This window comes from Bradyrhizobium sp. (genome assembly GCF_016213215.1).
Lineage (GTDB): Bacteria > Pseudomonadota > Alphaproteobacteria > Rhizobiales > Xanthobacteraceae > Bradyrhizobium.
Genome location: NZ_JACRAW010000084.1, coordinates 21,878 through 42,292, shown reverse-complemented (window position 1 = coordinate 42,292; position 20,415 = coordinate 21,878). Strand labels below are relative to the sequence as shown.

17 protein-coding genes are annotated in these 20,415 nt (G+C 64.8%); 7 read left to right on the top strand and 10 right to left on the bottom strand.

Going from position 1 to position 20,415, the window contains the following annotated elements; all coding sequences use genetic code 11:
- Nucleotides 1–778 precede the first annotated feature (778 nt).
- Together HY852_RS15060 and HY852_RS15055 are read left to right on the top strand one after the other, a co-directional pair.
- Nucleotides 779–994 (top strand): hypothetical protein, encoded by a 216-nt coding sequence (locus tag HY852_RS15060; RefSeq protein WP_291605560.1) that lies wholly within the window; start codon nucleotides 779–781, stop codon nucleotides 992–994.
- On the top strand, nucleotides 994–1,197 hold the full coding sequence (locus HY852_RS15055) for a hypothetical protein (RefSeq protein ID WP_291605559.1): 204 nt from the start codon (nucleotides 994–996) through the stop codon (nucleotides 1,195–1,197). Before HY852_RS15060 ends, HY852_RS15055 begins: the two co-directional genes overlap by 1 nt.
- A 127-nt stretch (nucleotides 1,198–1,324) precedes the next feature.
- Here HY852_RS15055 and HY852_RS15050 read toward each other — a convergent pair whose 3' ends face one another.
- The 4 genes from HY852_RS15050 to HY852_RS15035 form a co-directional block, all read right to left on the bottom strand.
- On the bottom strand, nucleotides 1,325–2,119 hold the full coding sequence (locus HY852_RS15050; RefSeq protein ID WP_291605558.1) for a crotonase/enoyl-CoA hydratase family protein: 795 nt from the start codon (nucleotides 2,117–2,119) through the stop codon (nucleotides 1,325–1,327).
- Between the two features lie 200 nt (nucleotides 2,120–2,319).
- Entirely contained in the window at nucleotides 2,320–3,204 is an 885-nt protein-coding gene (locus tag HY852_RS15045; RefSeq protein ID WP_291605557.1) for a 4-(cytidine 5'-diphospho)-2-C-methyl-D-erythritol kinase, read from the bottom strand.
- A 65-nt stretch (nucleotides 3,205–3,269) separates the two neighbouring features.
- Nucleotides 3,270–5,051, bottom strand: coding sequence for a tetratricopeptide repeat protein (locus HY852_RS15040; RefSeq protein ID WP_291605556.1), 1,782 nt, complete (start codon nucleotides 5,049–5,051; stop codon nucleotides 3,270–3,272).
- A 244-nt stretch (nucleotides 5,052–5,295) separates the two neighbouring features.
- Complete coding sequence (locus tag HY852_RS15035) at nucleotides 5,296–6,954, bottom strand: electron transfer flavoprotein-ubiquinone oxidoreductase (protein ID WP_291605555.1); 1,659 nt, start codon at nucleotides 6,952–6,954, stop codon at nucleotides 5,296–5,298.
- A gap of 138 nt (nucleotides 6,955–7,092) precedes the next feature.
- On the opposite strand from HY852_RS15035, the gene HY852_RS15030 reads away from it, so the two are divergent.
- Nucleotides 7,093–7,926 (top strand): uracil-DNA glycosylase, encoded by an 834-nt coding sequence (locus HY852_RS15030; RefSeq protein WP_291605554.1) that lies wholly within the window; start codon nucleotides 7,093–7,095, stop codon nucleotides 7,924–7,926.
- Nucleotides 7,927–8,053: 127 nt separating this feature from the next.
- Here HY852_RS15030 and HY852_RS15025 read toward each other — a convergent pair whose 3' ends face one another.
- The 3 genes from HY852_RS15025 to HY852_RS15015 form a co-directional block, all read right to left on the bottom strand.
- Complete coding sequence (locus HY852_RS15025; protein WP_291605553.1) at nucleotides 8,054–9,562, bottom strand: glycosyltransferase family 39 protein; 1,509 nt, start codon at nucleotides 9,560–9,562, stop codon at nucleotides 8,054–8,056.
- A gap of 103 nt (nucleotides 9,563–9,665) precedes the next feature.
- Nucleotides 9,666–10,481 carry a ribonuclease HII gene (locus HY852_RS15020; RefSeq protein ID WP_291605552.1) on the bottom strand — a complete coding sequence of 272 codons (816 nt, stop codon included), beginning with the start codon at nucleotides 10,479–10,481 and terminating at the stop codon, nucleotides 9,666–9,668.
- Nucleotides 10,482–11,102: 621 nt separating this feature from the next.
- Nucleotides 11,103–12,266, bottom strand: coding sequence for a PA0069 family radical SAM protein (locus tag HY852_RS15015; RefSeq protein WP_291605551.1), 1,164 nt, complete (start codon nucleotides 12,264–12,266; stop codon nucleotides 11,103–11,105).
- Between the two features lie 135 nt (nucleotides 12,267–12,401).
- Here HY852_RS15015 and HY852_RS15010 point away from each other — a divergent pair, with 135 nt between their 5' ends.
- The 3 genes from HY852_RS15010 (at nucleotide 12,402) to HY852_RS15000 (ending at nucleotide 16,646) form a co-directional block, all read left to right on the top strand.
- Nucleotides 12,402–14,822: a phosphoketolase gene (locus tag HY852_RS15010; protein WP_291605550.1), complete on the top strand. Its 2,421-nt coding sequence runs from the start codon at nucleotides 12,402–12,404 to the stop codon at nucleotides 14,820–14,822.
- A gap of 266 nt (nucleotides 14,823–15,088) precedes the next feature.
- Nucleotides 15,089–15,664, top strand: coding sequence for a glycosyl transferase (locus tag HY852_RS15005; RefSeq protein ID WP_291605549.1), 576 nt, complete (start codon nucleotides 15,089–15,091; stop codon nucleotides 15,662–15,664).
- Nucleotides 15,665–15,722: 58 nt separating this feature from the next.
- Nucleotides 15,723–16,646 (top strand): helix-turn-helix domain-containing GNAT family N-acetyltransferase, encoded by a 924-nt coding sequence (locus HY852_RS15000; protein ID WP_291605548.1) that lies wholly within the window; start codon nucleotides 15,723–15,725, stop codon nucleotides 16,644–16,646.
- A 30-nt stretch (nucleotides 16,647–16,676) separates the two neighbouring features.
- Here HY852_RS15000 and moaB read toward each other — a convergent pair whose 3' ends face one another.
- Together moaB and HY852_RS14990 are read right to left on the bottom strand one after the other, a co-directional pair.
- Nucleotides 16,677–17,234, bottom strand: a complete 558-nt coding sequence (gene moaB, locus HY852_RS14995; protein WP_291605547.1) for a molybdenum cofactor biosynthesis protein B — start codon at nucleotides 17,232–17,234, stop codon at nucleotides 16,677–16,679.
- Between the two features lie 101 nt (nucleotides 17,235–17,335).
- Nucleotides 17,336–18,265 carry a neutral zinc metallopeptidase gene (locus HY852_RS14990; protein ID WP_291605546.1) on the bottom strand — a complete coding sequence of 310 codons (930 nt, stop codon included), beginning with the start codon at nucleotides 18,263–18,265 and terminating at the stop codon, nucleotides 17,336–17,338.
- 406 nt (nucleotides 18,266–18,671) lie between these two features.
- Here HY852_RS14990 and HY852_RS14985 point away from each other — a divergent pair, with 406 nt between their 5' ends.
- Nucleotides 18,672–19,799 carry a site-specific DNA-methyltransferase gene (locus tag HY852_RS14985; protein WP_291605545.1) on the top strand — a complete coding sequence of 376 codons (1,128 nt, stop codon included), beginning with the start codon at nucleotides 18,672–18,674 and terminating at the stop codon, nucleotides 19,797–19,799.
- 108 nt (nucleotides 19,800–19,907) lie between these two features.
- On the opposite strand, the gene HY852_RS14980 is transcribed toward HY852_RS14985, so the two are convergent.
- The gene (locus tag HY852_RS14980) at nucleotides 19,908–20,351 is read right to left on the bottom strand and encodes a nuclear transport factor 2 family protein (RefSeq protein WP_291605544.1); all 444 of its coding nucleotides are present in this window, start codon (nucleotides 20,349–20,351) and stop codon (nucleotides 19,908–19,910) included.
- Between the last annotated feature and the right edge of the window lie 64 nt (nucleotides 20,352–20,415).

Here is a 20,415-nt window from a genome sequence, read left to right as displayed (position 1 = left end):
TGACGCATGAGGCACGAATTCGCCTTCTCGCGGCGCATTGCGTCCGAGTTTTGCCTGATCTCCTCACCCTCTTCGAACAGAGGGCGCAGGGAAGACCGGGTGCCCGCTGCACCCGCGGTCTCGTGTGCAGTCTGCGCAAAGTAGGCGCACACGAGCATACAGGTACAGCCGACGACACCCGGCCTTCCCTGCGCAGTGGCTTTACGGCTTATGCCGTGCTCTCCCCGGCGACGAATTCCTTCTTGTCACCGTCGCTCCGCAGATTAACGACGTCTTAGACCCGGTTGGATCAAAGACGCGTCCGCGGAGCTTGACTGCAGCAACGGCAGCCAGGACCACACGGTTTTGCCGTACGCATCCGCCTCCGCTGAAGCTTCGGAGCCACAAGGCCCCATCAAGCTCCAGCAAAGACGTTACCAGCGCCGTTCGTCCTGCGCGCCGGCAAATCGTTCACATGCCCGGAGGCTTGCCCTGCGATCGCCGTTTCGCGCCGACGCTGCTGCGTCCACCGCATCCCAGCCCACGTTTCGTGACGACGCCTACGCCCCTCGTGTCGGGCGGGACGGGCGATCTATACGCCAAATCCGAATTCCGGAAAAGCGAAATATTTTTGCCGCGGGGGCTTGACGGGTTTTTGAGGTGATTTGCCCGGCCGGGCGCCGGGTGGGCTTTCGTTTCGAAATCTGCCGTCCGGAGAAGCAATCTTAACCTGCTTTATATTCCCCCCGCATGAAGCGGCCGTAGGCTGCCGACTCGTTGACTCCGGTGAAGCGGCGGCATGACGATCAGACGCATGTTGGAAGGTTCGGGGCTTGAACAGGCGCGGGTCGAGCACGTCAAGCAGGCCTATCAGCAAGTCCTGCACCATCTCCAATTACTCAACCAAAGCAATGCCGTCACTGAGATGATCGCAAGGAAGGTCATCGAGATCGGCAAGAATGGCGGCGACCCCGGCGACATCGCACAGATCACCCTCAAGGAGCTTCTTGATTGATGACCAAGGTGATCTTCCGCTGTCCCCAGACCGGCGTGAATGTCGAGCGCCTGATCGAGGAAGACACCGATGCCACGCCGAACGAGTTTTTGCCGGTGAGGTGTCCTGCGTGCGGAAGAACTCACTTCATCAATCGAGCAACCCAAAAGCTGCTCGGACAGGAAGAGAGCCAGCCAGCCAAGTCCCAGGGAGGCCGCGCTTGAGTGCGCGAGAAAAGCCGCGTGGGGCTCAATCAGCCAGCACGTGACCTTTGGCGCACGTTCGCCCTACTCCAGCGCGGCAGGTCGGCATCATGTGTCGATGGGCATCGCGTGGATCACGAGCCGCTTTTCACGCCCCCTCGTCAAACCGGCCGTGGCGGCCCGATCCACGCTCGAAGCGCATGGCGCCGGCCTTGCCTTCCATCGCGACGATCGGCGCGCCCCAGCGGCCTTCCTGACGCAGCGCATCGGCGAGCGGCAGGTCCCATTGCATATAGGCGGAGCGACGGTCGGCGCGCATGCAGCTTTGCGGAAACGCGGCGATTTCCCGCGCGAGCTGCTCGGCCGCGGCGCGCGATTGCCCGTCCGGGACGACGCGGTTGGCAAGTCCCATGGCAAGCGCTTCCTGCGCTCCGACCGGACGACCGGTCAGGATCATGTCGAGCGCGCGGCCCATGCCGATGATACGCGGCAGGCGGACGGTGCCGCCGTCGATCAAGGGGACGCCCCACCGCCGGCAGAACACGCCGAAGGTTGCGCCCTCCTCCGCCACCCGCATGTCGGCAAGCAACGCCAGTTCCAGCCCGCCCGCGACGGCGTAGCCGGCCACGGCGGCGATCATCGGCTTTGACAGCGCAATCCGGGACGGGCCCATTGGCCCGTCGCCGCCGCCTTCCGGGTCAAGTTCATGCAGGCGCGAAGGATCGTTGACGGCGGTGAGATCTGCGCCCGCGCAGAACATGCCGTGCTCACCCCACAGGACGGCAACCCTTTGGCTCTCGTCCGCCTCGAACGAGCGGAATGCCTCGCGCAACTTGAGGGCCATCGGTCCGTCGACCGCGTTTCGCCGCTCGGGCCGGCTCATGATGATCGTCGTAACGGGACCGTCGCGCTCGACCCGAACCGCGTCCTGCGCCTGCGTCATCGTTTCCTCCGTTTACCTGATTGTCCGATGCGATCAGTCGCGTAGCCCGCACGTGCAGGACGCGCGGGAGAAGCGGCAACTTAATGCAGCCTCATTGCGCTAGAGCGCGACGGGATTAGGTTGAATCGCCATCGCGCTCTAGGTCTTTGATTGAGCATGATCTTTTCGGAAAACCGCTGCGCACTTTTCCGGATCATGCTCTAGCTCAGCGTTCCCGCGTGCACCCACCAGGTGGGATGATCGCGCCTGATCTTTTCCGCAGCGGCCTGCGCGCGGCCGGCCTCTTCGAAAATCGCAAAGCAGGTCGCGCCGGATCCCGACATGCGCGCCAGTCGCACACCCTCGGCACTCCGCAACGCGTTCAGTACATCGCCGATTACGGGCTCGATCTTCTTGGCCGGCGCCTGGAGGTCGTTGGAAACGACGGCAAGCACCTTGACCCAGGCGCCGATCGAGGCGCCGGCGGACGGCCAGCCCGGGGTCTCGATCACGGCGGCGGCTCCGACCCGAAGCTGCCCGGGGCGCAGGCCGAGCGCCTTGAACACATCCTTGGTGGCGACTGGAATGCGCGGATTGACCATCACGCAAGGCATGTTCGGTAGGTTCATTGGCAACAAGGTCTCGCCGACCCCGGCCATGTCGCAGGCGCGCGAGAGCAGGCACACCGGCACGTCGGCGCCGGTCAGAAGCGCAACCTCCTGCAGGCGGGCATCGTCGAGGCTGAGCCCGTTCAATCGCGCGAGCAGCCGCAGCGTGGCCGCCGCATCCGCCGAACCGCCGCCGATACCGGCCGCGACGGGAAGAACCTTTTCCAGCGTGAACGCGCCGAGCTTCAGATCGGGAATGCGCTCGGCCAGCAGCCGTGCCGCCTTGATCACCAGGTTGTCCGCAACCTCGCCGCACTCGGCCGCGAGCGGCCCCGCGGTCTCAAGCTTGAGCTCCGGCCCGGGCTCCAGCGTCAACCGATCGGCGCAGTCCGCAAATGCGACCACGCTCTCCAGATCGTGGTAACCGTCCGTGCGGCGTCCCACCACGCGAAGGCTCAAGTTGACCTTCGCCCGTGCCTCATCAACCAGCATCGTCATTCAGCGACGAACCCCCACAAAGCCCTTCGCCCCAACTCCCCTTCGCCCGGCCGCCGCCGCTCCGATCAGCCGCCCTTGCCGTCTTCCTTCTTCTTTTCATTTGAAGCCGCTGCAGCCGGCGAATTGTCCTCCGGCAGCCCGTTATCGATCTTGGCCTGGATCTTCGGCAACTCCTCCGGCTCGGGCTTCAGGTCGCGGGCATGCGACCACTGGAATTTTGCCTCCAGGGTGCGGCCTACGCGCCAGTAGGCGTCGCCAAGATGGTCGTTGATCGTGGGATCCTCGGGCTTGAGATCGATCGCGCGCTCGAGGTGCTTCACCGCTTCTTCGTAGTTGCCGAGCCGGTAATAGGCCCAGCCCAGGGAATCCACGATGTAGCCGTCGTCCGGGCGCTGCTCGACGGCACGCTTGATCATCTTCATGCCCTCGTCGAGATTGATGCCCTGGTCGATCCAGGAATAGCCGAGATAGTTCAGCACATGCGGCTGCTCGGGCTGCAGCTCGAGCGCCTTCTTCATGTCGGCTTCCGCCAGGTTCCACTGCTTGGAGCGCTCTTCGCAGATCCCGCGATAGTAGTACCAGACGCTGTTGGCCTTGTCGTTGTTCGGCGGCAGGATCGCGATGCCCTTGGAATAGGTCGGACCGCAATCGGCAAACTTCTTCCGGCCGCGTTCGATGTTGCCTAGCGCCATGATGGCTTCGAGATCCTTGGGATCTTCCGCGATCACGTTCTTCAGGATCTTGATCGCCTCCTCGCCGCGGTCGGCGGAATCGAGATCGGTCGCAAGCTGGATCTGCGCGTTGCGCTTCAAGGGCGAGCTCGCCGGCACCCGCTCATAGACCTTGATCGCCATCGACGGCCGCTTGACCGACTCGTAGAGGTCGGCGAGCGAGAGCAGCGCCAGCGGATGACTGGGCTGCAGATGAAGCGCGAGCTGCAGGTAAACCAGCGCGAGGTCCTCGCCGCCGCGGCGCGTGAGCGCGGCGCCGATGCCGTAGAGCGCTTCGGCCGCGCCGGCTTGCGCGGATTCGGCCAGCGGCGGCACCTTCTTGCCGGCCCGGATCTCACGCAGTCCTTCCTGGATCAGGGGATGGCGCGCGAGCTTCTTGTCGAAGGACTCGTAGACCGTGGCGGCCGAGGCACTGTCCTTGTTGCGCGACAGCCAGCGACCATAGGCCTCGGTGATGCGGAGCATGGAGTCGTCGAGCTTGTAGGCGCGCTCGAAGCGGACGCCGGCGTCCTTTTCCTTGCCCGCGAGCTCCAGGATCATACCGGCGTGGAGGTCCTTGAAGATAGGATACCATTCCGGCCCGGCCAGCTTGTCGATGTTGGCGACGGCAGTCTTGGCGTCGCCGGCGCCGGAGACGGCCCAGGCCGACAACAGCGTCGCCACGAGGTCGGTGATCGGACCGCGGATCGACTGATTGATGTTGGTCTGCGCGGCGGCGTACTTCTTCAGCTTAAGGTCGTGGACGCCGACGACGAGTCGCGCCACGCGGTTGGACTTGTCGACCGCGAGAATCCGTTCGGCGAGCTTGACCGCCTCGTCGATGTCGCCGTCAGCGACCGACGAGATGAAGGCGCGATCGAGCAACTCGTTGTTCTTGGGATCGTTGCGCAGAGCCGAGCGGTAGAACTTCGCGGCGGATGCGGCATCGCGCTCGACACTGGCGTGGCGGGCGGCCAGATAGCTGCCGGCCGTGGTCAGCGACTTCAGATCGTTCCGGGTCGGAAACTGCGCCGCGTTGTCGGCCGGATGATCCGGCGTCTGCGCCGAGGCCACACCGGAGACGGCGAGCGCGGCAATGGCAACAACGGTCCAGCGGTTGAAACGTTTGGAAATCATCACGGCTCGCCTTGGCTTTTAAGGAGTAAGGGTCGTCTCGAATGCGAACGCGACCGGTGGCATCGGACCCTGCACCATCGTCACCGGGACAATGCCGCTTTTGGCGCATTACCGCAAGGATACGGGCTGGCGATTCGGCGGCCGAACGCCTGCCAGCCGGACCCGATCGCCCAAAAACACCGACTAGTGTGGCCGTATCGTGGCCGCGGGCACCGTCTGCGACATTGCGCTCAAATAATGGTGGCTACATGGCCTCGTAGTTCGGTCCGCCGCCGCCTTCCGGCGGAACCCAGGTGATGTTGCCGTTCGGATCCTTCACGTCGCAGGTTTTGCAGTGGACACAGTTCTGGGCGTTGATGACGAAGCGCGGACCTGTTGCCTCGTCCACCCATTCATAGACGCCGGCCGGACAATAGCGGTTGGAGGGACCTGCATAGACGTCGTGCTCGGAGGCCTTCTGCAGGTTCATATCGGTGACCTTAAGGTGAACCGGCTGGTCCTCCTCGTGATTGGTGTTGGAAAGGAAGACCGACGACAACCGGTCGAAGGTGATCTTGCCGTCGGGCTTGGGATAGGAGATCGGCGTGTACGTCTTGGCCGGATCGAGCGTGGCGCGATCGGGCTTGCCGTGCGACTGGGTGCCGAACAGCGAGAAGCCGAGCGTGTTGCACCACATGTCGAAACCGCCGAGCATGACGCCGAGGACGGTGCCGAGCTTCGACCACAGCGGCTTGATGTTGCGGACCGGAAAGAGGTCCTTGCCGACCGGCGAGGAGCGCCAAGCATTCTCGTATTCGACCGGCTCGTCATTGGCCCGGCCGGCGGCAATTGCCGCGCTGATGTGCTCGGCCGCGAGCATGCCGCTGCCCATCGCGTTGTGCACGCCCTTGATGCGCGGAACGTTGACGAAGCCGGCCGCGCAACCGATCAGCGCGCCGCCCGGGAAGGAAAGCCGCGGCACCGACTGGTAGCCGCCCTCGGTGATGGCGCGTGCGCCATAGGCGAGGCGCTTGCCGCCTTCGAACGTGCCGCGGATCGCGGGGTGGGCCTTGAAGCGCTGGAACTCCTCGAACGGCGCCAGATAGGGATTGTCGTAGTTGAGGTGAACGACAAAGCCGACCGCGACGAGGTTGTCGTCATAGTGATAGAGGAACGAGCCGCCGCCGGTCTTGCCGTCGAGCGGCCAGCCGAAGGAGTGCTGGATCGTTCCCTTGCGATGCTTGGCCGGATCGATCTGCCAGACTTCCTTCAGGCCAATGCCGAACTTCGGCGGCTCGCATTTCGCATCGAGCGCGAACTTGTTGATGAGCTGCTTGGAGAGGCTGCCGCGCGCGCCTTCGGCGAGCAGCGTGTACTTGCCGAGCAGTTCCATGCCGCGGGTAAAGGACGGCTTGAGCGAGCCGTCCTTGGCGATGCCCATGTCGCCGGTGGCGATCCCGCGCACCGCGCCCTTGTCATCATAGAGCACTTCGGTGGCGGCAAAGCCCGGATAGATCTCGACCCCGAGCGCCTCCGCCTTGCGCGCCAGCCAGCGGCACACCATGCCCAGCGAGCCGATATAGCACTGATGATTGTGCATCAGCGGCGGCATGATGAAGCTGGGCAGCTTGATCGCACCGCCCGCGGTCATCCAGTAGAAATGATCGTCCTTGACCGGGGTCCTGAGCGGGCAATCGGGATCCTGGCGCCACTCGGGGATGAGCTTGTCGAGGCCCACCGGATCGATCACCGCGCCCGACAGGATGTGCGCGCCGACTTCGGAGCCCTTCTCCACCACGACGACGTTGAGATCGGCATTGATCTCCTTGAGACGGATCGCGGCCGCCAGGCCCGACGGGCCGGCGCCAACGATCACGACGTCGAATTCCATGGATTCACGCGGGGGGAGTTCTTCGGTACTCATGGTGTGATCTCGGCGCTTGAGGCGGTTCCTTTGGCGTTGGCACTCTTCTTTCCGATTTTTCGGGGCAGGACAACCACGGAAATGAATTCCGCGGGGATGCAAGGGCGCCTAAACTGACCTAAATAGGCCATTGTCGCCATGATCCCCGAACCCGCGCCCACCCTTAAGCAACTTCTGGCCTTCTATCTCGAGGCCGGCGTCGACTGCGCGCTGGCGGAGGAGCCGGTTAACCGTCTCGCCGAGCCCGAGCCCGTGCCGGCCCCGCGCGAGGCGCCTCCCATCGAGGTAACTCCCGTCGGGATAAAGCGGTCCGTTGCGGCACCGGCGGTACTCCGCAGCGAGGCTGCCACGCCGCCGGACGTGGCGATCGCCTCGGCCCGCGAGGCCGCGCGCACCGCGCCGACGCTCGAGGCGTTGCGCGAGTTGATGGACAAGTTCGAGGGCTGCGCGCTGAAATATACCGCCACGCGGCTGGTTTTCGCCGACGGCAATCCCGAGGCGCGCATCATGTTCGTGGGCGAAGCCCCCGGACGCGACGAAGACCTCGAAGGGCTGCCGTTCGTCGGACGGTCCGGCAAGCTCCTGGATCGCATGATCGGCGCGATCGGCCTCGACCGAGGGACGGCCTACATCGCCAACGTGATCCCGTGGCGTCCGCCCGGCAACCGCACCCCGACGCCGCAGGAGACGCAGATCTGCCTGCCCTTCATCCGGCGCCAGATCGAGCTTGTCGATCCCGACCTCCTGATCACGCTCGGCAATCCCTCGACCCAGGCCCTGCTGGGAACGCGCGAGGGCATCATGCGCACGCGCGGGCGCTGGTTCGACTACGATACCGGCACGCGCGTCATCCGCGCGCTGCCCACGTTCCATCCGGCCTATCTGTTGCGCTCGCCCGGCTACAAGCGGCTGGCCTGGCAGGATTTGCGCGCCATCGCGAGGGCGCTGGAGCAAGCTAAGTCATCAAGCTAAGTTCATAGCGAGATCACTGCACAGGGTGGGCAAGCGTGCCCACCATCACCTCTATGTTCCGTGATGAGGCGTGGTGGGCACGCCTCGCTTGCCTACCCTACGTTCCTTCGCGCGCGGACGGTCAAAACTACGTCCCCTTCGGCCGTATGATGGCCCAACCGATCCGCAGTAACGGCTGACGGCCGTTCACCAGCCAGTCGAACGTGCGCGGCACCTCCGGCACCAGGCCCGGGAAGCGTTGTGCGATTTCCGGCGGCGGCGTGCCGGACGTATCGGAGGCGCGCCAGACCACGACACCTCCGGTCTCGTTGAACCTGGCCGGGGTCAGCCAGGGCGTGCGCTCCGGCCTTGCATCGATGAACAGATGCGGGCGCCCCGCATGAAGCGCAATCAGGGCCGCGAGCTGCGTCTCGCCGGCGACCGCGCGCAACGGCTGGTTGGTGCGGCGGACAAAACTGTCGTCGAAGAACTCGGAGATGGCGCGCGCCGGCATCGAGGTTGCGGCTCCGCCGGTGCCGGTCCAGGGCAGGAACAGCGCCGTTGCGACCACGGGGATGACCGGCGCCACGATGGCGACCGCCCAGACGCTGCGCAGCACGCGCTGCCGGCGAAGCTGGAGCAGATCGCCGCTCGCAATCACGGTTGCGAGCCCGGCCATCAACAGAACGAGACCGGAGCCGCCGACGACGCCATCGAGCCCGAACAGGCCGGAGATCAAGACGCCGACCAGCGCCGGCGCCCATGCAAAGTAATGGACGAAACTGCGCGCCAGCGGCTCGACCGAAGGCCGGTAGATGATCGGCGCCTCCTCTTCCTTGCCCGCGAACCAGCCCGTGTTGAGCAGCGAAAGGACCGGGATGGCGGCCATGGCGAGCAGCAGCCCGCCGACAAGCCAGGCGCCGTGCACCGCCCGCCCGTCCAGGTCGGCAAGCGTTGGCAAGGCGGGCAGGAGAAGCGCGTCGGCGCGGATCAGCCAGATCGCATAGGGCAGCGCCAGCACCACGATCACAAGCAGCGCAAACAAGGGATCGAGCGCCTTCAGCGTCTGGCGGCCGCGTGCAGTCGCAAGTGCAAACACCAGAACCAGCAGCAACAGCTCGATCGCGGCAGGGGTCGTCAGCAGCAGGAGCCCCGCTTCGATCGACCAGGCGAACCATACATTGCCCCGCTTCTGCCCGATCAGTTGCCACGAATGCCAGAGGATCAGCGCCCACAGGGGGCGCGCCACGACCTCCGGGCCGAATTCAAGCGCAGGCGAACCGAAGGCCAGGATCGTCATGGTCAGGAGCACGACGAGCACCGCCTGCTGACCCCCGACGATCGCGCGCGCCAGGAAGTAGATGATCCACAAGGTGGCGATGCCGCAGATCTCGGCCAGCAGATAGACGCCGAAGGCGTGGTTGCCCGCGAGGCGGTAGGCAATATCGGCGAGCCAGTACGAAAGCGGCGGCCCCAGGTCGGTGCCGACCTGGTACTCGCGGCCGAAGGCAAGCGCGACGGCAAGGTCGCCAGGCGGGCTTCGGTACGACAGGAGCGCAACGAACAGCCACAGCGCCGCCTGCAACAGCACCACGATCCAAACGACCAGCCGCGGCCGGGCGCGAATGAGCTCGATGACCAGGGAGGTAAACCGCATGCAACGTCCGAACTACGCAGCCAACCTCGCCAAAGCCGGCCCTTCGATCTCGAATGTCTGATAAAGCGCGCGGCGCGCCGAGGCAACCGAAGTTGCAGCAGACCTAGATTCCAGTCGGCGCCTCGACCTCGACCTGCACGTCAAGCGAGAACAGATCGGGTTCGATCGTCCGATCGATAGTCCAAGGCTGGTGCTTCTCGCGCGCCGCGACCACCGGCGCGAAGAAGCTGCGGTGGTGAACCGACGGGCCCAATCGGTCGAGCGCGTCCAGATGCTCAGGTACGCCATAGCCCTTGTGCGATTCGAAGCCATAGCCGGGGCACTCCTGCGCCAGCGCGCGCATCAGCCGGTCGCGCGTAACTTTGGCGATGATCGATGCCGCCGCGATCGACACCACAAGGCCGTCGCCGCCGATCACGGCCTCGCAATCGCACGACACGTCGATCTTGTCGCGGCCGTCGACGAAGACGTGCTTCGGCGGCTCGGGCAGCGCCTGCACCGCACGCTTTAACGCCCACAGCGAGGCGCGGAGAATGTTGTCGCGATCAATTCGCGACGGCGACGCGAAAGCCACCGCGAACTGCGCGGTCGCGCAGATCTTGTCGAACAGCTTCTCGCGCTGTTCCGCCGTCAGCCGCTTGGAATCGTCGATGCCCCTCGGTATGCGGTTGGGGTCGAGGATCACGGCGGCCGCCACCACCGGTCCCGCCAGGGGGCCGCGGCCGGCCTCGTCGCAACCCGCAACCGGCCATATCCCGCGTTTGATCAGCGCGCGCTCGCGCCGGAAGGTCGGGGGCGCCACGGCAATGATGCCGTTCGACGGCTTTTTGGCCCGCACCGGCTCCTTCCCGGCAAGATCCTTTGCCTGGGTCTTGCCTTTGCTCACGGCTTGGGGCTTGGCGGACTTGTCCCGAATCATGGCCGGGATCGTGCGCAGGCCCGTCCCACCGGCGCAACCGGGAACTTGCGGCAATTCCCGTTATTCAGACCGGAGCAGCCGCCGTACTCCCTCTCCCCGCTTGCGGTCCCCTTCGGAGGGGCGCGCTGCCAAAATATCGAAAACAACCCCATGCAAAGTAGCCGCCATGCGAACGGCAACTTGACGCGTCGGGCAAATCACCGGCATTCCTTCATCCCGCAATGGCCGTAAACGCCCGCCGCTCCACGTTAGGCAGGGCAATCGCATATGCGTTATCGGCGCCGAACTTTCCACGTCGTCATGGCCGGGCTTGGCCCCGGCCATCCACGTCTTCACGCGGACACCAAGACGTGGATGGCCGGGACAGGGCCGGGCATGACGAGTTCGTGGGAAGGCTGACCAAACAGGGCGCACCGAAATCTGCATATGCGATAGCCCTGCCGCTTGCGGGTCGAGACGAGCGAAGCTCGCTCTTAGAGGGGTCGGGGTGAGGGGAGTGTCGACAGAGGCGCTCGTGGAGAGTCCCCCTCACCCGAAATCCGCGCTTCGCGCGAATTTCGACCTCTCCCCGCAAGCGGGGCGAGGTGAACCGAGCGCGCCGGCTAGCAGATTGAAACGAGCTCAGAACAAACTGAGCTGCTGGCCTTCGCGCTTGGGCCTGGCGAAATGGTCGGTCGTCAGTTTCGAGCGGCGCTTGTTCAGGCCAAGCCTGTCGCAGGTGATCTCGAAGCGGCGGCCGATGGTCCAGGCCATGGGACCCGTGCCCTTCATACGCGTTCCCCATTGCGAGTCGTAGTCGCGCCCGCCGCGCATGTCGCGGATCAGGGTGAAGACGTGGCGATAGCGGTCCGGATAATTGGCGAGCAGCCATTCGCGGAACAGGTCGCGCACTTCGAGCGGCAGCCGAAGCAGCACATAGGCTGCTTCCTTGACGCCGGAATGCGCCGCGGCATCGAGAATGCGTTCGATCTCGGCATCGTTCAGCGCGGGGATGACCGGCGCGACCATCACGGTGGTCGGAATGCCGGCTTCCGATAGAAGGCGCAGCGCTTCGAGCCGCTTCGGCGGGGTCGAGGCCCGCGGCTCCATGCTGCGCGCGAGCTTGGGATCGAGTGTGGTGACCGAAACGGCGACCTTGGCGAGATTGCGCTTCGCCATCCGCGCCAGAATGTCGAGATCGCGCAACACCAGCGCCGACTTGGTGACGATGCCGACGGGATGGCCGGCTCGCTCCAGCACTTCGAGAATGCCGCGCATGATCTTCCGCTCGCGCTCGATCGGCTGATAGGGATCGGTATTGGTCCCGATCGCGATCATGCGCGGCTCGTAGTCCGGCGCGGCGAGCTCCTTTTCCAGAAGCGCAGGCGCGTCGGGCTTGGCAAACAGCTTCGATTCGAAATCGAGTCCAGGCGACAGGCCGAGATAGGCGTGGGTCGGCCTTGCGAAGCAGTAGACGCAGCCATGCTCGCAGCCGCGATAGGGATTGATCGAGCGGTCGAAGCCGATATCGGGGGAGTCGTTGCGGGTGATGACCTTGCGTGCGGTGTCGGGCGCGACGGTGGTCTTGAACGGCGGCAGCTCGTCCAGGCTCTGCCAGCCGTCGTCGAAGGCAACACGCGCCTCGGCCTCATATCTGCCGCTGGCATTGGACTGCGCGCCGCGGCCTCGGCGGCGCCCGTGATCGATGGCGACCGCAAGTTCGGGAAAGTCGGATGGCGCACCCGCCGGCTCGGAGGGCACCTTCACCGGCGGGTGCTTGAGGGCATGAGAGGATGCTCGACTCATGGGCGCACCCTAGCACGACACGAGAACAAAGCAAGAACAAGAACAGTTGATCCGCAGATTGGCCGGAGTGGCGCCTACGCACAGGATCGATCGGGGGGCGATCGGGTTGGTCACTGTCGCCGGAGGGAGGTTCACATGGAAGCGACAACCGCCCACGCCAAGAGCGCCCAGCACAGCGAGTTGGACCTGCTTGACCGCTACTGGCGCGCCGCCAACTACCTGTCGGTCGGGCAGATCTACCTGCTCGACAATCCCCTGCTCACCGAGCCGCTGCGGCCGGAGCACATCAAGCCGCGCCTGCTCGGCCATTGGGGCACGACGCCGGGTCTGAACTTCATCTACGCTCATCTCAACCGCGTCATCCGCGCCCGGGACCTCAACGTGATCTACATCTGCGGCCCCGGCCATGGCGGACCCGGGATGGTGGCCAACACCTATCTCGAAGGCACCTACACCGAGATTTATCCGGACGTCACGCGCGACGCCGAAGGCCTGCGCAAATTGCTCCGCCAGTTCTCCTTTCCCGGCGGCATTCCAAGCCATGCCGCCCCGGAAACGCCAGGCTCGATCCATGAAGGCGGCGAGCTCGGCTACGCGCTGGTGCACGCCTATGGCGCCGCGTTCGACAATCCCGACCTGATCGTCGCCTGCGTGATCGGCGACGGCGAAGCCGAGACCGGGGCGCTCGCGGCATCCTGGCATTCCAACAAGTTCTTAAATCCCGCGCGTGACGGCGCCGTGCTGCCGATCCTTCATCTCAACGGCTACAAGATCGCCAACCCGACCGTGCTCGGCCGCATGGACGACGACGAACTCCGCGATCTCCTCGTCGGCTACGGGCACGAGCCCCTGTTCGTCGAGGGCAGCGATCCCCACTCGATGCATCGATTGATGGCGGAGACGCTGGACAGCGCGCTCAAGAGCATCCGCGCGATTCAGGAGCACGCGCGCGACGGGCGCAAACATTGCGAACGGCCGAGCTGGCCGGTGATCGTGCTGCGCAGCCCGAAAGGCTGGACCGGCCCGAAGGAAGTCGACGGGTTGAAAGTGGAAGGATTCTGGCGCGCGCATCAGGTGCCAATCGCCAATCCGCGCGAAAACCCTGCCCATTTGAAGCTGCTCGAACAATGGATGCGAAGCTATCAGCCGGAACAGCTGTTCGATGCGAAGGGCCGGCTCGTGCCCGAGCTGCAGGCGCTCGCCCCCGCCGGGACCCGGCGCATGGGCGCCAACCCGCACGCCAATGGCGGGCTGTTGAAGCGCGAGCTCAAGCTGCCGGACTATCGCAACTACGCGGTCGAGGTGCCGCGGCCGGGCGGTGCGGTTGCGGAAGCAACGCGCGAGCTCGGCAAGTTCCTGCGCGATGTCGTCATGGAGAACGCGCAGGCGCGGAACTTCCGAATCATGGGTCCGGACGAGACCGCGTCAAACCGGCTCGACGCGGTATTCGAGGCGACTGAGCGGATATGGATGGAGCCGACCAAGCCTTATGACGTCCATCTCGCCCAGGACGGCCGCGTGATGGAGGTCTTGAGCGAACATTTGTGCCAGGGCTGGCTCGAGGGCTACCTGCTCACCGGACGGCACGGCATGTTCTCCTGCTATGAGGCCTTCATCCACATCGTCGATTCCATGTTCAATCAGCACGCCAAATGGCTGAAGGTGTCGCGCTCCCTGCCGTGGCGGCGCCCGATCGCCTCGCTCAACTATCTGTTGACCTCGCATGTCTGGCGGCAGGACCATAACGGCTTCAGCCATCAGGATCCTGGCTTCGTCGATCTCGTCACCAACAAGAAGGCCGACATCGTCCGCGTCTACTTTCCGCCGGATGCGAACACGCTCCTGTGGGTCGCCGATCATGCCTTGCGCACCTACAACCGCATCAACGTGATCGTCGCCGGCAAGCAGCCGGCGCCGCAGTGGCTGAACATGCGGGAGGCGGCGACGCATTGCGAAGCCGGCATCGGCATCTGGGAATGGGCGGGAACGGAGAAGGCGGGTGCCGAGCCCGACGTCGTGATGGCCTGCGCCGGCGACGTCCCCACCCTGGAAACGCTGGCAGCCGTCGACCTGCTGCGCAAAGCCCTGCCCGACTTGAAGGTCCGCGTCGTCAACGTCGTCGACCTGATGACGCTGCAGCCCAAGGAGCAACACCCGCACGGCCTGAGCGATCGCGACTTCGATGCCCTGTTCACGCGCAACAAGCCGGTGATCTTCGCCTATCACGGCTATCCGTACCTGATCCACCGCCTGACCTATCGGCGTGCCAATCACGCGGGGATGCATGTCCGGGGGTTTGCCGAAGAAGGCACCACGACCACGCCGTTCGACATGGTCGTGCTGAACCGGCTCGACCGCTATCATCTGGCCCTTGAAGCGATCGAGCGCGTGCCCGGCCATGGGACCAAGGCTGCCCGGGTCGGCCGCCAGTTCCGCGATGCGCTGATCGAGCATTCGCGCTATGTGCGCGAGCACGGTGAAGACATGCCGCAAGTCCGCGACTGGGTATGGCCCGACAGCGCCGGCGGAAGGACATCCGCCGAGGCCGGGAACTGAGCATGATCGTCACCGCAGACGGCGGCGGAAACGCGCCCATGAGCGCCCAGCACGGGTCGAGGATTCATAACTCTCATCGATGAGGAGATGACGATCGCACGGCAGTGCGCGGCGGCGCTGTCGTTGATCTTCCATCGGGGCATCCGGATGCCGCACACCAGTTAACCCGTTTCCCGCAAAAACACCGATTGCGGATGATTCAACTATGACAGAATGATAGTAGTACCCCGAGTTTTCAGGTTGTTAGCGATTAAAGCTTACAGTTAATGCTCAGTGTCATCATTGCGACTGAGGGCGCCGAGTCGCCGGCGGTAGCCACGCTTGCGGCGCTGGTGCCGGGGGCCGCCGCCGGCCTAATCCGCGAGGTCCTGCTGATCGATCGCACCGGTACCGGCGTGATCGAGCGGGTTGCCGACGTCGCAGGCTGCCGTTTCCTCACCTTCCAGGGATCCGCAGGCGCGGCACTCGCGGCGGGCGCCTTGCAGGCCCGCTCGCCGTGGTTGATGTTCCTGCACGCCGGCGCGGTCCTGGAAACTGGCTGGATCGAGGAGACCTCGCAATTCATTCGGACCGTGGCCGCCAGCGGACGGCCGCGCGCCGCCGTATTCCGCCACGCTCGCTCGCCTTACGCCGACACGCCGGTGCGCGATGCCCTGCGGCTGGTGAGGCGGAACATCCTGGGACCGCTGGGCGACCAGGGGCTCCTGATCGCGCGCGATCACTATGACCGGCTCGGCGGCTACCAGCCGCATGCCCGCCGCTCCGAAGCCCAATTCTTGCGGCGGCTTGGCCGCTCTTCCCGGACCCTGCTGCGCTGCCGGATCGTCAACGTCGTGGCCTAGCTCGAAAACTTGCCAAAGTCAATCAATTGATTGACAGTGGCAACTATTGAGGTGCTCCATGACTCGGCAGATTTCCCCCGACCAGATCCTGGCGGTCCGTGCCTTCAACCGCTTCTATACCCGCAAGCTCGGCGTACTCGATCAGCACTTGCTCAAGAGCCCGTTCTCGCTCAGCGAGGCCCGGGTCCTCTATGAGCTTGCCCATGGCGATGAGCTTTCCGCCAAGGAGATCGGGATCGAGCTCGGTCTGGATCCCGGCTACCTCAGCCGCATCGTCCAGAATTTCGAGGAGAACGGGCTCATCACCCGCAAGCCGCTCGCCGCCGACCGGCGGCAATACCGGCTGAGCCTGACCGCCCAAGGACGTCAGGCCTTTGCGAAGCTGGAAAGCCTGTCACAGGGCCACGTCGCCGAAATGCTATCCGCACTGCCGGACGGCCACCTCACCCGCCTCACGACAGCGATGTCCACGATCGAAGCGCTGCTGGGGTCGCCGGCTGCTTCCGCGGCAACCCTTCGCGATCCGCGGCCGGGCGACATGGGATGGGTGGTGCAAAGCCATGGCGCGCTCTACGCCGGCGAATATGGCTTTGACGCCACCTTCGAGGCGCTGGTGGCGGAGATCGTCGGCAAGTTCGTTACCGCCTTCGATGCCTCGCGCGAACGCTGCTGGATTGCCGACATCGACGGCACGCCGGTCGGCTCGGTGTTCCTGGTCAAGGCGAGCGATGACGTCGCCAAACTGCGGCTGCTCCTGGTCGATCCCGCCGCGCGAGGGCAGCACCTGGGCCAGCGCCTTGTCGCCGAGTGCATCGCATTTGCAAGGCAATGCGGCTATCGTCGGATCACGTTGTGGACCCAAAGCATCCTCCTTGCGGCGCGCAGGATCTACCAGGACGCCGGGTTTACGCTGGTTGCAACTGAACCGCACCGCAGCTTCGGTCAGAGCCTGATCGGAGAAACCTGGGAACGCGAGCTGTGACGCCCCGCGTGGCGACGTGTCGAGCGATGCTCAGGCGCCCTTGGCCTTGGGCCGCCGCAGGTGCTCGTCAAGCCTCGGCATGATCTCGACGAAGTTGCACGGCCGCGTGCGGTAGTCGAGCTGGGCTGCCAGGATGCCGTCCCAGGCATCGCGGCACGCGCCCGGCGAACCTGGCAGACAGAAGATGTAGGTGGCACCGGCAACCCCTGCGGTGGCGCGACTCTGAATGGTCGAGGTGCCGATCTTGCCGTAACTCAACATGTGGAAGGCGATCGAGAAGCCGTCCATCCGCTTCTCGAACAGCGGCTCGACCGCTTCCGGCGTGACGTCACGGCCTGTGAAGCCGGTGCCGCCCGTCGTGATCACGACGTCGACGGAAGGATCGGCGATCCATCGCCTGACGACGCTGCGGATGGGGTCGGCGTCGTCAACGACGACCTCGCGTCCCGCCAGATGATGCCCCGCCGCCGTCAATCGATCCGCCAGCGTCGTGCCGGATTTGTCGTCGGCCAGCGAACGGGTGTCGGAGATCGTCAGCACCGCGATGTTGAGCGGGACGAATTGTTTTGGCTCGCCGGTGGCGGACATTACTGCTTCCTCTCGTCATGCCCGGCCTGTGCCGGCATCCACGTCATGGACTTACAAACCGTGGATGGCCGGGACAAGCCCGGCCACGAAATCCATGCTCGTTACAGCGACGCTGCGCCAAAGGTGTTGCAGGCCTGCACCGTTCCCTGCTGATAGCCGATCATGAACCAGCGCTTACGCTGCTCGGCCGAGCCGTGGGTGAAGGAATCCGGCACAACACGCCCGGTGGACTGTCGCTGTAGCGTATCATCGCCGATGGCCGAGGCCGTGGTCAACGCCGCTTCGATGTCGCCCGGTTCGAGGAAGTTCGGGCGTTTCTTGGCTTCGCGATTGACCCAGACGCCCGAGAGGCAGTCCGCCTGCAGTTCCACCTTCACCTGCAGCGCGTTGGCTTCCGACCGGCTGCCAGCCTGCTGCTGCAGGCGGGTCACGCGCGGCAGGACGCCGAGCAGGTTCTGCACATGGTGGCCGGCTTCATGCGCGATGATGTAGGCCGTGGTGAACTTGCAGGCGCTGCCCGTGCAGCCGCGGAAGCGCGTCTCGACCTGCCGGAAGAAGCCGGTATCGAGGAAGATCTGCCGATCCGGCGGACAGTAGAACGGCCCCATGGCGGATTGCGCCATGCCGCAGCGGCCGCCATTGGTTGCGTTGCGGAACAGGACGATGCGCGGCCCGGTATACTTCTGGCCGCTGGCCTGGAAGATCTCGCTCCAGCGATCATCGATCTCGCCCAGGATGCCGGAGATCATGTCGCCCATTTCATCCTTCGGGGCGCCCGTCTTGGCCGGGCCCGATCTGCGATCGGCCTGGTAGGTCGGCGCACCGCCGCCAGACAGAATCTCCGCGCCGCCGATCAGGATGCGAGGATCAATGCCGAACGCATAGCCGACCAGGCCGAGCACGATGATCGTGCCGATACCGAGCCCGCCGCCGCCCATCGGCAGGCCGAAGCCGCCGCCGCCACCCATTCCGCCCTCTTCGCCGCGACGGTCTTCGATGTCGTCACTGCGGCGGAAATCATCGTAACGCATGGCGGCTTTTCCTCTTCAATCCAGGACGTGGCGCAAGGTACAGGCTCGGCGCGCCACAAACGTAAAAATTGCGTTGCACTATTCAATATCTCGTACGGCAAAAATTGCCTAGTGCGACGCTTGGTCAGCTCCCGCTCCCTGGCAAATGACGCGTGGCGCGAATTCGGACGCCAACTTGCCACGAAGTCGCCGCTTCAGGCCGTCTGCTGCACGCGCAGTGCGGCACGCGCAAGATACTTCTGCGACGCGAAACTTCTTCGCGCATCAAGCGCGCGTGATGCACAACCAAAACGCATCAATGCGCGAGCGGTTAAGTCGATTTTTACTTTGGCCAGTCAATGTACGGCCAGTCGGTTGTTTGGTCCCGCGTCGCCGACAGCGTCGCCTGAGTCAGAGTTCTTGAGTCATGGTTGAGTCGCGTCGCGGGGCGTCTGCAAGGGCGCCCCGCACAAATTTTGAGTCCCCGTCGAGCCGCATCATCGTGGGCGACTGCGTCGCCGAGATGTCGAAGCTTCCGGCTGCCTCGGTCGATCTGGTATTCGCCGACCCGCCCTATAATCTGCAGCTGAAGGGCGATCTGAAGCGCCCCGATGAATCCCATGTCGATGCCGTCAACGACGACTGGGACAAGTTTGCATCGTTTTCCGCCTACGACGACTTCACCCGCGCCTGGCTGCTCGCCTGCCGCCGCGTCATGAAGCCGTCGGCGACGATCTGGGTGATCGGCTCGTATCACAACATCTTCCGCGTCGGCGCCATCATGCAGGACCTCGGCTTCTGGCTCCTGAACGACATCGTCTGGCGCAAGTCCAATCCGATGCCGAACTTCCGCGGCCGCAGATTCACCAACGCGCACGAGACCATGATCTGGGCCGCGCGCGACGAGAAAGCCAAGGGCTACACCTTCAATTACGAAGCGCTGAAGGCGGCCAACGAAGACGTGCAGGCGCGTTCCGACTGGCTGATCCCGCTGTGCACGGGCGACGAGCGGCTGAAGGGCAAGGACGGCAAGAAAGTTCATCCGACCCAGAAGCCGGAAAACCTGCTTGCGCGGGTGCTGCTGTCGTCGTCCAGACCCGGCGATCTCGTGATCGACCCGTTCAACGGTACCGGCACCACCGGCGCCGTCGCCAAGCGACTCGGCCGCAGCTATATCGGCTTCGAGCGCGACAAGACCTACGCCAAGGCGGCCGAGGCGCGCATCGCCGCGATCGAACCGCTGCCGGAAGCAAGCCTCGCCCCGTTCATTACCGCCCGCGAGGCACCGCGCGTGGCGTTCTCCGAACTGATCGAGCGCGGCATGATCATGCCCGGCGCAAAACTGTTCGACGCGAAGAAGCGCCTGGGGGCGCTGGTCCGCGCCGACGGCGCCATCATGTTGGGGGACAAAGTCGGCTCGATCCACCGCATCGGCGCGGTAGCGCAGGGCTCCGCCGCCTGCAACGGCTGGACGTTCTGGCACGTCGAGACCAAGAACGGCCTCAGGCTGATCGACGAACTGCGCGCCGAGGTCCGCTCCGCGATGGCGGACTGAGCTGCCGTTTATCACCGTGTCCGTCATTTCCGGACACGCGCTTGCGCGTGGACCAGGAATCCTGAGGTTGCCGCGCGAGATCCGGCTTCCCGGGAATCACGATAGCACTCAGCTCACTCGCACGGCAGGCGGCTCCGGAAAGCGCCCGAGCGCCTTTTCGGTCAGGATCGAGTCGCAATATTCCCGCACTTCCTTGATTTTCCCGTCCTCGAGCCGAAACACCAGGCAATAGTCGTTGTCGTAGCGCGCCCCTTCGGTGGTGACGTTGTCGCCCTTCGCTTCGACCACGACGTAGTCGCCGTCCGCGATGAAGTTATGGGCGACAGTCCGCGCCCGCTCCTTGAGCCGTGAGCGGACGTGACCGTGCAGATCGTTCAGGATCGAAACCTTTCCGGCAAACGTGCGTGACCACGAATATTGGCCGGTCACCACCCAGGTGGCATCGTCGGCGAGGCTTGCGGTGAACAACGCCCGGTCGCGCGCGGAGGGATCGGGATTTCCCGCGACAGCAAAAATTTGCTGGATCAGTCTCTTGTTTGTGGCAGCGCTCATGAGGGCATCTCCGTTCATGAATGACGGCCGATCATCGCCACCGCGGTACAATTCTTCCAATCGA

Bases quoted from the DNA above. Each gene is read 5' to 3' on its own strand.
- HY852_RS15050 (WP_291605558.1), bottom strand. From the start codon at position 2,119: ATGACGCAGGCGCAGGACGCGGTTCGGGTCGAGCGCGACGGTCCCGTT.
- HY852_RS14985 (WP_291605545.1), top strand. From the start codon at position 18,672: ATGGTTGAGTCGCGTCGCGGGGCGTCTGCAAGGGCGCCCCGCACAAAT.
- HY852_RS15000 (WP_291605548.1), top strand. From the start codon at position 15,723: ATGACTCGGCAGATTTCCCCCGACCAGATCCTGGCGGTCCGTGCCTTC.
- HY852_RS15005 (WP_291605549.1), top strand. From the start codon at position 15,089: ATGCTCAGTGTCATCATTGCGACTGAGGGCGCCGAGTCGCCGGCGGTA.
- HY852_RS15040 (WP_291605556.1), bottom strand. From the start codon at position 5,051: ATGATTTCCAAACGTTTCAACCGCTGGACCGTTGTTGCCATTGCCGCG.
- HY852_RS15010 (WP_291605550.1), top strand. From the start codon at position 12,402: ATGGAAGCGACAACCGCCCACGCCAAGAGCGCCCAGCACAGCGAGTTG.
- HY852_RS15055 (WP_291605559.1), top strand. From the start codon at position 994: ATGACCAAGGTGATCTTCCGCTGTCCCCAGACCGGCGTGAATGTCGAG.
- HY852_RS15060 (WP_291605560.1), top strand. From the start codon at position 779: ATGACGATCAGACGCATGTTGGAAGGTTCGGGGCTTGAACAGGCGCGG.
- HY852_RS15030 (WP_291605554.1), top strand. From the start codon at position 7,093: ATGATCCCCGAACCCGCGCCCACCCTTAAGCAACTTCTGGCCTTCTAT.
- HY852_RS14990 (WP_291605546.1), bottom strand. From the start codon at position 18,265: ATGCGTTACGATGATTTCCGCCGCAGTGACGACATCGAAGACCGTCGC.
- HY852_RS14980 (WP_291605544.1), bottom strand. From the start codon at position 20,351: ATGAGCGCTGCCACAAACAAGAGACTGATCCAGCAAATTTTTGCTGTC.
- HY852_RS15015 (WP_291605551.1), bottom strand. From the start codon at position 12,266: ATGAGTCGAGCATCCTCTCATGCCCTCAAGCACCCGCCGGTGAAGGTG.
- HY852_RS15025 (WP_291605553.1), bottom strand. From the start codon at position 9,562: ATGCGGTTTACCTCCCTGGTCATCGAGCTCATTCGCGCCCGGCCGCGG.
- HY852_RS15045 (WP_291605557.1), bottom strand. From the start codon at position 3,204: ATGACGATGCTGGTTGATGAGGCACGGGCGAAGGTCAACTTGAGCCTT.
- moaB (WP_291605547.1), bottom strand. From the start codon at position 17,234: ATGTCCGCCACCGGCGAGCCAAAACAATTCGTCCCGCTCAACATCGCG.
- HY852_RS15035 (WP_291605555.1), bottom strand. From the start codon at position 6,954: ATGAGTACCGAAGAACTCCCCCCGCGTGAATCCATGGAATTCGACGTC.
- HY852_RS15020 (WP_291605552.1), bottom strand. From the start codon at position 10,481: ATGATTCGGGACAAGTCCGCCAAGCCCCAAGCCGTGAGCAAAGGCAAG.